The organism is Acidobacteriota bacterium, assembly GCA_035529075.1.
GTDB lineage: Bacteria > Zixibacteria > MSB-5A5 > GN15 > FEB-12 > DATKXK01.
Genome location: DATKXK010000009.1, coordinates 40236 through 52281 on the forward strand (window position 1 = coordinate 40236; position 12046 = coordinate 52281).

Below are 12046 nucleotides of genomic sequence, written 5' to 3' on the forward strand. Positions count from 1 at the left end.
GCCCTCCTCGCCGGGCTACTGCGACAGCTCGGCCAGCTTTTCTTTCACCTCGTCGGCGTGCCCGGCGGCCTGCACATCACTCCACACGTATGCGATGGTACCGTCGGGCCTGATCAGAAACGTGCTGCGGGCAACCCCCATCATTTCTTTTCCATAGATCTTCTTGAGGCGCCAGGCGCCGTATTTGCGGAGGACGCTCTTGTCCTCGTCACTCAGGAGCGTCAGGTCCAGCTTGTGCTTGGCGGTGAATTTCTGATGGCTGGCGACGGAGTCAGGTGAGACGCCCAGCACCACGGCGTTGAGTTTCTCGAAGGCCTTGATGCCTGCCGTGAAGTCGCACGCTTCGGTGGTGCATCCGGGCGTATCATCTTTGGGGTAGAAATAGAGCACCACCCACTTTCCGGTGAAGTCGGTCAGCGAGACGTCGGCGCCGTCCTGGCCGGGCAGCGTGAAGTCCGGCGCGCCGGTACCCGCAGCGGGTATCTGATTATCCGATGTACTCATCGTGGTCCTTTCTCATGTTTTGATAGCTCAGACGGGATCTGTAAGGTCTTAACACAATCAAGGCCGTGGTTGTTCACAAATCAAGCCCCGTGTTTTGCCGGGACGCGGGCCCGGCGTCGTGTCGGCGTCAGCCGACTCGCTTGTGGAAGCGTATCATGGAAAAGCTGAATATGACCGCGCCGAATACGATGAGCGCCCCGATCTCCGGCAGCAGGTCGACCAGGCCGGCCCCTTTCATCATTATACCGCGTATGATGCTCATGAAGTAGCGCATCGGGTTAAGGTAGGTGATGCGCTGGATGAGCGGGGGCATGTTGCTGATGGGGGTGAAAAAGCCGGACGTCAGGATGGCGAAGATGGCGAAGAACCAGGCTAGGAACATGGCCTGCTGCTGGGTCGAGGTGATGGTGGAGAAGAACATACCCATCCCGAGCGTCGTGAGCAGGAAGAGGCCGGCCAGGGCAAACAGCAGCAACGGGGAGCCGACGAAGGGAATGCCGAACCACAGCACCCCGATCGTCAGGGCCAGCGTCGCCTCGAAAAGCCCGAGAATGGCAAAGGTGGTGAGCTTGCCCAGCAGGAGCGTGTGCACCTTTATCGGTGTGACCATCAGTTGCTCCAGCGTGCCCGTTTCGCGTTCGCGGACAATCGCCATCGACGTCAACATAACCGTCACCATCATCAACAGCGTGGCCACGATCCCCGGCACCATGTAGTTGACCGACTCCGCCTCCGGATTGTACAGGAACCGGTGTCGGATCTCCACGGGCGGACTCACGCCGGTCACCCTGCGGGAGTATCGGTTCACGATCTGGGCGCAGTACCCCAGGCCCGTACGGGCGGAGTTGGCATCCGCACCGTCGGCCAGAACACCCACCGTTACGCTGTCTCCCCTGGCAAGCCCGGACGAAAAACCGTTGGAGATGATAAGGGCCATTTCCGCCGAGCCGTCCTTGAAACGAGCGTCCAGATCCCAGACGGGAGTCGCCTCTCGCACGAACGCCTCTTCGGTCGGGAGAAAGTAGTCGCCGGCTTTCATGGCGCTGACCAGTTCCCGCGACGTTCGGCTGCGGTCGAAGTCGTATACGTCGAGCGTGATGTTCTTGACGTCGACATTGACGGCATAGCCGAGGAGCAGGAGTTGCACGACCGGCATGGCAAAGATGATTCCCAGCATCTTGGGGTCACGCCAGACCTGGATGAATTCCTTGCGGATCAGGCCGAGGTACGCTCGCCGCATGATCAGTCCACCCTCGTCTTGAATCTGCGTCCGGCCACTAGCAGCAGCGAAGCCATCAATACGACGAGCCCCAGGCCGTGAACGGCGAGAACGTCGGCGCCGGCTCCCTTGAGCATGATGCCTCGAATGATGGCCACAAAATACCTGGCCGGGATGAGATAGCTGACCGCCTGCAACGGTACGGGCATGTTTTTCACCGCGAATATAAAGCCCGACAGCATTACGGACGGGAGCATGGTGGTCAGCAGGGCGATCATCATCGCCACCTGCTGCGTGGCCACGAGGGATGAGATCAGAATGCCGATTGAGAGCGCGGCGGCCACGTAGACCAGACCGAATCCGAGAAGCAACAATGGCGCTCCGACAAAGGGCACGCCGAAGACGACCTTGGCAAAAACCAGAACCAGAATGCCGTCGAGCAGCGCGATCAGGATGTACGGGAGCAGCTTGCCGACGAGGATTTCCGACGGTCGGACCGGCGCCGTGAGAAGTTGTTCCATGGTGCCGGTCTCTTTTTCTTTGGCGATCGTGATTGAAGTCAGGAGCGCCGAGATCATCATCATCAGGATAGCCACCAGGCCGGGAACGAAGAAATGCGCCGATTTCAGGTCGGGATTGTAAAAGACGCGCGGCGAGATCATGATGCCCGGTACCGGCACACCATGTGGCACGCGCTCAAGCAGAAAATCCCGCAGGACAACGTTCGAATAGCTTTGCACCGCGGCCGCCAGGATGGCGTCCGAGCCGTCGATCGTCATGCCCAGCGTATGCTCCTCACCGTTTCCGAGCGCCTGCCCGAATCCCGGTTTGATGTAGAGGATGGCGCTGGATCGGGCGGACCGAAGAATTGACTCCGGATCGAGCGGATCCACTGGAACTTTCGGCCTGCTGAAGTGCGGCGAGTTGTAGAAACTGCCCGTAAGGTCGCGGGATTCACGCGAGTGATCGAAATCGACAATGGATATGGTAACGTTCTCGATGTCCAGGTTGATGGCGTAGCCGTAGAGAAACGTCATCATGATGGGCATGGCGATGACGATGATCAGGGAACGCACGTCACGCAGGATATGGAGGATTTCCTTGCGGACTATGAAGCGGATTCTATGCATTGCATTGGTCCTGAGACTCAATGAGGCTCACGAACATATCCTCGAGGGTGACGGCCCGGTGCTCTTTGACGAGTTCGAGCGGCTTGCCCAGCTCGATGATTCTCCCGCAGTGCATGATTGAGATCCGGCCGCAGTACTCCGCTTCGTCCATGTAGTGGGTGGTGACAAAGACCGTGACGCCCTCGTCGGCCAACTCGTAGAGGGTTCCCCAGAAGGTGCGGCGGAAGACCGGGTCCACGCCGGCGGTGGGTTCGTCAAGGAAGAGGATCTCGGGCCGGTGCAGCATCGCGGCGGCCAGGGCCAGTCGCTGTCGCCAGCCCACCGGAAGGGAACCCGCAGTCCTGTCAAGGAAGCCGTGAAGGGCCAGCCGGTCGGACAGGGCGGCCACGCGGCGATCGACGGTCGACCGGTTCAACCCGTACGCGGAGCCGTAGAAGCGCAGGTTCTCGCCACCGGTCAGGTCGGGATACAACGAGAACTTCTGTGACATGTACCCGATCGAGCGCTTTATCAGTTCAGGCTGCTTACGGACGTCGTACCCGGCCACCGTACCCGCGCCGGAACTGGGCATGAGCAGGCCGCAGAGCATGCGGATGACCGTTGTCTTGCCGGCCCCGTTGGCCCCCAGAAATCCGAAAATCTCCCCGCGCCGGACGGTCAGTGAGACGCGGTCAACGGCCGTAAACGTGCCGAATCGGCGGGTGAGATCGCTGATGCGCACGATCGTATTGTCAGTCACGAGGCGCCCTCCATCAACTGGATAAAGCGATCCTCGAGCGAGGGGTCGACGGCCGTGAGTTCGGCCACTTCAACACCGATCCTGCCCAGGGCATCCACATAATTCCCAATGGCTTGGCCCGGGCCGATGTACAGGTGCAGGCCGGCGCCGAAGCGACGCCCCGTCAGGCCCTCTATGTGGTTCACCTGTTCGACAAGCCGCGTGGTCGGTTCGCGATCCAGGTAGAAGATGCGCCCGGTGAACTCGGCGGAAAGATCTTGCGGTGTTCCTTGTGTGAGTTTCCTGCCGCCCAGCACGAAGCAGGCGCGGTCGGCCCGGGCGACTTCGTCCATGTACGGTGTGCTGACAAGTACCGTCACGCCCTGGCTTCGAAGCGTAAGCAGGATCTCCCAGAACTGGCGCCGCGAGAGAGGGTCGACACCGGTGGTCGGCTCGTCGAGAATCAGCAGGCGGGGATCGTGGACCAGGGCGCATGACAGGGCCAGTTTCTGTTTCATTCCTCCGGAGAGATCCGCCGCCCGACGGTCGGTGAACGGACCAAGGTTGGAGAACTCGTACAGCAGCTTCCTTTTTTGCCGATAGGCATCACCGGTGACGCCATAGATGCCGGCGTAAAAGACCAGGTTTTCTTCCACCGTCAGGTCGGGATACAGCGAGAACTGCTGCGGCATGTAACCGAGCAGCGGCTTTATGTGGTCGAATTGCCTGGTGACGTCGTGCTCGGCGATCATGGCCGTTCCGCTGTCGGGGCTGAGCAGTCCGCACAGGATGCGGATAAGGGTAGTCTTCCCGGAGCCGTCCGGGCCGACCAGGGCGAAAATCTCTCCCTGATGAACGTCAAGCGTGAACCGGTCGAGGGCGGCAACCTGGCCATACGTCCGGCACAACTCCTGGGCCGACACGTAACTCATGGTATTTCCAGGGAGACGAATACCGGCATTCCCACTTTGAGCCGACGGTCGGTGTTGGGAATCCTCACTTTGACGGCATAGACCAGACCCGCTCTTGATTCCGCCGTCTGCACGTTCTTGGGTGTAAACTCAGCTTCATCGGCGGTCCAGACGACCGTGCCGTCGTACTCACGGCCTCCGGTCTCGGTGCTGATCCTGGCGCCGGTGCCCGAAACCACATTGGCGAATGTCGCGGCGGGCAGGTACACTTTAACCCAGACAGTGTCAAGACGAACAATTTTGGCCACCGGCCTGCCAACGGCCAGCAGTTCGCCGGCATCGATGTACTTTTCGGTGACGGTCCCGGAGAGCGGCGCCAGTGGGTAGCAGTCTTTCAACTCGCGGGCAAAGCGGTCGATGTCGCTGTCGAGCTTCTTGATCTCGGCGTCGAGGGTTCTGACATTGGCGAGAGCCGCCTGCTTTGACAATACGGCCTGCGAATGCTCGAACTGGAGTTGTTCGAACTGCTTCTGAGTGGCGGTCCCCGATTTGAGCAGGCGGCTGGCACGCTCGAATTCAGACTTGGCGTACTCTTCGGCCTCGGTGGCCTGCTGCACCTTGATTCGAGCGGTCTCCAGGTTGGCCGTTGCAACCTCGCGCCCCGCCCGCATGGAAGCCATTTGCAGTTCAAGTCGGCTCCCGTCGATTACCAGCAGCGTGTCTCCCTCCTTCAGCGCCGTGCCTTCACCGAAGAAGACGGCCTGAATCTGCCCGGATGTTTCCGCCGAGACGATGACTTCATCGGCTTCGACCAGACCGGAACCGCCTGAGGAATCGCCCAGCCCGCCACACGAAACAAACGTGTACAGGACGGCAAGGGTGATGATATTCTTCACATGGAACATTCTACATACCTCGTTCAAGTTCGTCCGAGCCGATGGCATAGTAGTACTCGGCAGCCGCGATATAGAAATTCGCCAGGGCGGCGGCCAAATTGGACTGGGCCGCCGTAAGGGTCGTCTCGATTTCCAGCAGCCGGTTGGAGGAGAGCAGTCCTTCCTTATGTTTCTCACAGGCGAGCCGGTAGCTCTCCGACGTGATTTCGTACTCGTCGCGAGCGGACAGGTACCTGATGTGGCTGAGTTTCAATTGCTCGTAAGCCAGTCGGGCCTGGACATCGAGTTGCTCGCCCAGTCGAGTACGCTCCCGCCTTGCCGCTTGAACGCCGTGAAAAGCCGCTGAGCGCCGTGACCGGTTCTTGAAGAGATTCAAAGACCATGACAGTTGGCCACCGAACGTGAAGTAATCGTTCCACGTATTGTTGAACCGATCAAGGTTGGGCCTGCCGTACGAGTACCCGGCAAAAGCCGACAGGTTCGGGAGGTATTCGGAGGCCGCAAGATCAACGCGGGACTCACTCAGGCGGATGCCGGCATCGGCGGCCAGAAGCTCGGGCCTGGTCGCCGGGACGGGTTGAGGCTCTTCCGGCAGCACGGGGGGACCGGGCCAGGTTGTGAGGTTTAACGGTTCACCCGGATCAAGCCCGAGAAGGACCAGCAGGCGAATTTCCGCCGACCGCCGTTCGATCAGGGCGCGCTCGTGACCGAACTGTGCCTGGGTCACGGCCAGTCGTGCTTGAAGAAGATCGACGGAATCGGCCGCCCCCGCCTTGTACATGGCCGTGATGTCCGTGCTGATTATCCTGGTGCGCTGTAACGAGGCCAGAGCGGTCTCGACAAGCCGATGTGCCGCCAGAAGGGTCAGATATTCCTTTCGGACCTGGTAGCGGACCCGATCGAGGCCGGCCAGCTCAAGGGCAACGTAGTAATCACGCGCAGAGCGGGCGCCGCCGATGCCGGCGCTTATTCGCCCGCCGGTGTAAAGCGGTACGCCGACGCGGATGTCCGTCTGGTAGGATTCCCTGGTGCCAATCTGACGTGAGAACGACGGGCCGGGCGAGAGGTCGATGTCGAGTGTAGCGATGTCGTCAACGTACAGGGCAAGCGCGGTCAGGGACAGCGTCGGGTGTCTTTCAGCGAGAGCTGATTGCAGCGATTGCCGGGCCGCCTGAGTTTCGGCTGAGGCTTTCTTCAGCGCCAGAGAGTGCTGCTGGGCCAGTGTGAGCGCCTCCCCGAGAGACAGGTCACGGGCCGCCGCCGGCGTGGCGCCGATTATCAGCAGGAGAACCACAAGCACGTATCTCATGGCTGCCTCGCTCTCATACCGTTCAGAAAGAGGTCGACCACGGCCTCTTTGCGTTCGCCGACAAACTGCTCGTGGTCATCGATCTGCAGGACGCGGTCGATGATCGGGGCCAGGAAGTAGTAGCCGAGATTCATGGTCAGGAATGACGTTAACGCCTGGCGAGGATCCGCACGGCGAAACCTGCCGGCGGCCGTTTCCTCGGCGAAGGTCTGCTGAATCGCCTGTGGCAGGCCGGACGCCGACATCAACTGTGCGATTCGGCCGATGACTTCCTCGGACGGGCGGGCCAGCTCGCGCAGGACGAGGGAGCGGAATTCGTGCATTTCGGAAAATGTCTCGGCCCAGAAATCAGTTGCCGCCCGCAACGTGTCTTCAACCGTCTCCGGCTCGGCCAGTCGGCTCTTGAGTCGCTGGCTGATGATCTCGAAATGGTGCTCAAAGACGGCCTGGTAAAGCTGATCTTTCGAGTTGAAGTGGTAGTAAATCATCGCCTTGTTGACACCGGCGTTACGGGCAATCCGCTCCACTCGCGCCCCGGCCGGTCCGTGACGGGCAAACTCAGCCCGGGCCGCAATGATGATTCTCTCGCGGGTGGAGAGGGACGGGCCGGTGTCAGGATCGAGCGGTAAGGGTGGTTTTGCATTGTTCATAACTAACCAGTAAGTTAAACTGACTTGTTAGTTAATATACGACTGTTGCAACTCGTGTCAAGCGGTTTTCCTCCGCCTGGACAGACGCGTTTCCGGCTGGTCTTAATGATTTACAAAGCAATGAGTTAGGTATATTGACAGCCGGTAATTTGCGAGTATCAATTCCGTTTTCTCAGTTTCGACAAGCTTGGCTGCAGGCTTAGATCCATTTGCTGAAGTAAGCGAAACCGTAACCCAGGTACACATACCGCACGAAACGGGCGGCCACCATGGTGACCAGAAACAGCAGTGCCGGGAACCGCTTGGCGCCGCAGGCTACGTACAGGACGTCGCACGGTATCGGTGACGCCGTGCCCAGAAACAGGATCAGGGTCACGTATTTCTTCGACTTTCCCCGTGTCCAGGGGTGTTGGCGTATGTTGGGGAAACGCTTTTGGACCCAGGGCCGGTCGGCGAAGTATCTGCCCAGCGAGAACGTGACGAATGATCCTAACGCCGAGCCGACGGCCATCACTGAAGCCAGCCGGAAGATATTATATCCCAGGGCGATTCCCAGCACGGCGTAGCCCCAGATCGGAAGGGCCAGCGGCGTCGAGGAAACGGCGGTCACCAGAAAGAGAATCACGTCCACCCACTGCTGGCCGTAGCGGGTCATCAGGTCGAGGCCGAAGGCGTTGATCGGCTCCTTGAACAATCCGACCAGTATGAGGCCGGTCAGGATTATTCCGATGGTGATGACGACGGACGAGAGCCCGTTTTTCTCCTCCGGGCCGGGTTTGTCTTTTTCCTTCCTCACGGCCGCCTCATCAGCGGCCTGCGGTCTGAGCATGTGGCCGTCCTGGATTTGCAGCACGCGGCCGTCTAGCGGACGGGCGGGCTGCCGGCCGGTCAGGGCCAGAATGGTCGGCACGAGGTCATAATTGTACACGTAATCGTCTTTGAACGGTACGCTCAGGGCCAGGGGGACGAGCATGTGCTCACGGTGCAGGGAGCCGTGCGAGCTGTGGTGTTCCGGGTCCTCGTGCTGCAGGCGCAGATCGTACGACGGCTCGCTGCTGAGCACCACGTCGCCGCTTCGGGGGCTGGCCAGCAGCATGAACAGTTGGTTGACGGCGTCGGGATAGGTATGAAAGTACGTCAGGCGAAACAACTCGTCGGCGGTAAAGGTGCCGGCAGGGTGCTCGCGCAACGGGTTGTCATCCTCGACGGTCACCTCGTACCGGCCGTCGTTTCGAACGGCCCGAAGGCGGCCCCGTTTACCGGCGAAGATTATGCCGTTCTCGCCCGCCCGGGCGGCAACGAACGAGACCCCGTCGGTGTTGACGAGCGTTCGAAACAGTCGGCCGATGCGTGAATCGTTCATCATCTCGTCGTACTGCCAGTGCGCTCCCCACTTCTCGCCGCGCTTGAAATAGATCTGTGCCATGGCGTTGCCGCTTTCCATGACGGCGCTGTCATGCCGGCTGCGGTACAGTTTCGGATAGTAGTAAGGGTTGAACTCATGAGCCTTGACCAGATCGACCAGCGGAATATGGACGGTGGTCGCCGAGAGGCCGTGATCGCTGACCACGGCGAGAATGGTCTCGTCGTAGGACCCGTTCTGCTTGAGCACGTCGGCAATGTTCCCGACGGCGCGGTCAATTGTCTCGTAGGCGCCGACGGTCTTGTCGTGAAAGGGGGAGTACAGGTGCGAGTATTCGTCGATGCCGAAGAAGCTGGCGATGATGCAATGGCTGCCGGCGCGGATCCGCTCGATCACCAGGCGTTCGACCATCCGGTCAACGGGGTCCCAGTCGTCGCTGCCGTGGGCACGCACGATGCGATACAGCCGGCGTGCGATCAGCTTGTAGAGATGCTGGTTGGGGCAGTAATCGACCAACTCAAGGATGGAACTGGGCTTGTCGAAATACTCGAACAGGGAGATGGATTTCTCCGGGTCCATGTCCCGGCCCAGCATGAGACCGCGAGGGCTATTAAGGCTGCGATGGCGGTAGACGTCTCGCCGCCTGGCGTCATGCGTGCGTCGGCACAGCCAGCGATAGCCCGGTACGTTGGCCGTGCCCGGGTGAAGGCCGGATACGAACGGGATGTGCGCCGGCCCGGTGGTGCTCGGGAATACCGACAGCGCCGTGCGGTAGCAGCCCCGGTCAGTGATATGGGTCTTGATATTCGGCAGCCGGCCGGCTTCGAGCAACTGCTGGGTCAGGTCAGCTCGACCGCCATCCGCCACCAGGACAATACATCGAGTGTACAAACCAATCCTTTGGTCAGTGACTTTCCCGCTGGACTTACGGGCGCCGCAGTATAACTGCCGGTCCGGCAGCAGGCAATCGATTTGGATGGCCGGGTGATGCAGGTCCGTGCTGCCGTGGGCCCGGCCGGCCAGGGCCGGCAGTTCGGAAGGGCAAACAGTTGCCATGGGCGGCTTCGAGTGCTATTTTCCCGGCTGGCAGGTTCTCATGCAATCCAAGATGATACGTATCCTTATCGCTGACGACCAAAGGCTGTTTCGCCGCGGCCTGGCCGCGCTTTTGGGGCAACAAGAGGGGGTCGAAGTGGCCGGCGAAGCCGCCGACGGCCGTGAGGCCGTGGAGCAAACGGCTCTCCTGAAGCCGGATCTCGTTATCATGGATGCTCTCATGCCGGTGCTGGACGGCCTGGCCGCCTGCCGCCGTATTCGGAGTATGTACCCCGGCTCAGAGGTGTTGTTTCTTTCCGACCACCGGAACGAGAATCATATGCGCGAAGCCTTCGAAGCCGGCGGGCGCGCGTACCTGCTGAAAGACTGCGAGTTTGAGGAACTGATATACGCCGTGAGGAAAGCGGCGGCGGGAGACTTTTATATTTCCGGACCGGCCAGCCAGGACATGGTGGCCGAGTATGTCAAACCGCTTGTCAAAGAGCAGCAGCCGGGCGGGATTATGACGCAGCGCGAGAAAGAGCTGTCACGTCTGCTGGCCGATGGATACTCGACCAGGGAAGCTGCGGAGGTATTGAATATCTCGCCGAAGACGGCCGAGACTCACCGGGCCTCAATCATGAAGAAACTCAGCGCCAAGAACGTAACGGACATCGTCAAGTACTGTATTCGCAACCACATCATTCAGCCCTGAGCGCATGACCGGATGACCGGAGCGGTTGTCCGTTCAGGACGCATTTAGGTACTTTTCCTCGTCAGAATGGGGTCTTATCCCTATTGTCGGACTCGGGTTATTGCATAGATTTACGGGATCGTATCGACCGCCCCGCGCAGCGGGAAGGTGCAAAACGACAGAAACGGCTAATGGCATAGCAAGGAGTATTCGATGGCGGCTTATGTAGATGAAGTCATGTCAGAGGTGAGGGCCAAGAACCCCGCAGAGCCGGAGTTTCACCAGGCCGTCCATGAAGTCGTTGAGTCGTTGACGCTCGTGCTCGACAAGCACCCGGAGTACCGCAAAGCCAGGATCCTGGAGCGGATTATTGAGCCGGAGCGAGTCATCATATTTCGCGTCCCGTGGGTGGACGATCAGGGTGAGGTTCACATCAACCGGGGTATACGGATCGAGATGAACAGCGCCATCGGTCCCTACAAGGGAGGTCTCCGTTTCCACCCGTCGGTTAACCTGGGCATACTGAAATTCCTGGCTTTCGAGCAGGTTTTCAAGAACAGCCTGACTACTTTACCGATAGGTGGCGGCAAAGGCGGTTCGGATTTTGATCCCAAGGGCAAGAGTGACAACGAAGTGATGCGGTTCTGTCAGGCCTTTATGACGGAGCTGCAGCGCTATATCGGCCCTAACACCGATATCCCGGCCGGTGATATCGGCGTCGGCGGCAGAGAAATCGGCTTCCTGTTCGGGCAGTACAAAAAGATCAGAAACGAGTTCACGGGTGTGTTGACCGGCAAGGGTCTCAACTGGGGTGGTTCACTTATTCGTCCCGAGGCCACCGGGTACGGTTCGGTGTATTTTGCCGCCGAGATGCTGGCCAGTCGCAACGAGACACTTGAGGGCAAGTCGTGCCTTGTCTCCGGCAGCGGCAACGTTGCCCAGTTTACGACCGAAAAGCTGCTGGACATGGGAGCCAACGTGCTCACCGTTTCCGATTCCGGCGGCTACGTGCATGACCCTGAAGGTATCGATCGTGACAAGCTTGCCTTCATCAAAGAGCTCAAAAACGTTCGTCGCGGTCGTATCAAGGAGTACGCCGAGAAATTCGCGGCAGCGACATATGCCACCCTGGACCCGGGTCTGGACTACAATCCGCTGTGGAATCACAAGGCGGATTGCGCCTTCCCCAGCGCCACCCAGAACGAGATCGGCGCCAGGGACGCTCGGAATCTGCTGGACAACGGTGTGTACGTCGTCTCTGAGGGAGCCAACATGCCGACGATGCCTGAGGGCGTGAAACTGTTTCTCGAGCGCGGGATTCTCTACGGCCCGGGCAAGGCGGCCAACGCCGGCGGTGTCGCCGTTTCGGGCCTTGAGATGGCCCAGAACTCGATGCGGTACGGCTGGACGCGTGAAGAGGTGGACGACCGCCTGAGACTTATCATGAAGAGTATTCACCAGGCGTGTGTCCAGGCCGCTGAGCGGTTTGGAACGCCGGGCAACTACGTCAACGGAGCCAACATCGCCGGTTTCCTCAAGGTTGCCGATGCGATGATGGACCAGGGAGTCGTGTGAGTCCGGCCTTTGCCCTTCCATAGCAAAACGGAGTGGCTTTCG

11 protein-coding genes are annotated in these 12046 nt (G+C 60.0%); 2 read left to right on the forward strand and 9 right to left on the reverse strand.

Annotated features, from left to right (window positions below; translation table 11 throughout):
* Positions 1 to 15: 15 nt before the first annotated feature.
* The 9 genes from bcp to VMY05_02740 form a co-directional block, all read right to left on the reverse strand.
* A complete protein-coding gene (gene bcp / locus VMY05_02700; GenBank protein ID HUV29990.1) occupies positions 16 to 504 on the reverse strand; it encodes a thioredoxin-dependent thiol peroxidase in 489 nt (162 codons plus the stop codon).
* Positions 505 to 631: 127 nt separating this feature from the next.
* Entirely contained in the window at positions 632 to 1744 is a 1113-nt protein-coding gene (locus tag VMY05_02705) for an ABC transporter permease (protein ID HUV29991.1), read from the reverse strand.
* Positions 1745 to 1746: 2 nt separating this feature from the next.
* Positions 1747 to 2853: an ABC transporter permease gene (locus VMY05_02710; protein HUV29992.1), complete on the reverse strand. Its 1107-nt coding sequence runs from the start codon at positions 2851 to 2853 to the stop codon at positions 1747 to 1749.
* The gene (locus tag VMY05_02715) at positions 2846 to 3592 is read right to left on the reverse strand and encodes an ABC transporter ATP-binding protein (GenBank protein HUV29993.1); all 747 of its coding nucleotides are present in this window, start codon (positions 3590 to 3592) and stop codon (positions 2846 to 2848) included. Before VMY05_02715 ends, VMY05_02710 begins: the two co-directional genes overlap by 8 nt.
* Entirely contained in the window at positions 3589 to 4503 is a 915-nt protein-coding gene (locus tag VMY05_02720; GenBank protein HUV29994.1) for an ABC transporter ATP-binding protein, read from the reverse strand. The genes VMY05_02715 and VMY05_02720 overlap by 4 nt, the downstream gene beginning before the upstream one ends.
* A complete protein-coding gene (locus VMY05_02725) occupies positions 4500 to 5387 on the reverse strand; it encodes an HlyD family efflux transporter periplasmic adaptor subunit (GenBank protein ID HUV29995.1) in 888 nt (295 codons plus the stop codon). Before VMY05_02725 ends, VMY05_02720 begins: the two co-directional genes overlap by 4 nt.
* A 1-nt stretch (position 5388) precedes the next feature.
* A complete protein-coding gene (locus VMY05_02730) occupies positions 5389 to 6687 on the reverse strand; it encodes a TolC family protein (GenBank protein HUV29996.1) in 1299 nt (432 codons plus the stop codon).
* Positions 6684 to 7337: a TetR/AcrR family transcriptional regulator gene (locus tag VMY05_02735; GenBank protein HUV29997.1), complete on the reverse strand. Its 654-nt coding sequence runs from the start codon at positions 7335 to 7337 to the stop codon at positions 6684 to 6686. Before VMY05_02735 ends, VMY05_02730 begins: the two co-directional genes overlap by 4 nt.
* A gap of 199 nt (positions 7338 to 7536) precedes the next feature.
* Positions 7537 to 9756 (reverse strand): alkaline phosphatase family protein, encoded by a 2220-nt coding sequence (locus tag VMY05_02740; protein ID HUV29998.1) that lies wholly within the window; start codon positions 9754 to 9756, stop codon positions 7537 to 7539.
* Here VMY05_02740 and VMY05_02745 point away from each other — a divergent pair.
* Together VMY05_02745 and gdhA are read left to right on the forward strand one after the other, a co-directional pair.
* Complete coding sequence (locus VMY05_02745; GenBank protein HUV29999.1) at positions 9755 to 10450, forward strand: response regulator transcription factor; 696 nt, start codon at positions 9755 to 9757, stop codon at positions 10448 to 10450. The two genes, VMY05_02740 and VMY05_02745, sit on opposite strands and share 2 nt — an antisense overlap.
* Before the next feature lie 192 nt (positions 10451 to 10642).
* Positions 10643 to 12004: an NADP-specific glutamate dehydrogenase gene (gene gdhA, locus VMY05_02750; protein ID HUV30000.1), complete on the forward strand. Its 1362-nt coding sequence runs from the start codon at positions 10643 to 10645 to the stop codon at positions 12002 to 12004.
* The last annotated feature ends 42 nt before the right edge of the window (positions 12005 to 12046 follow it).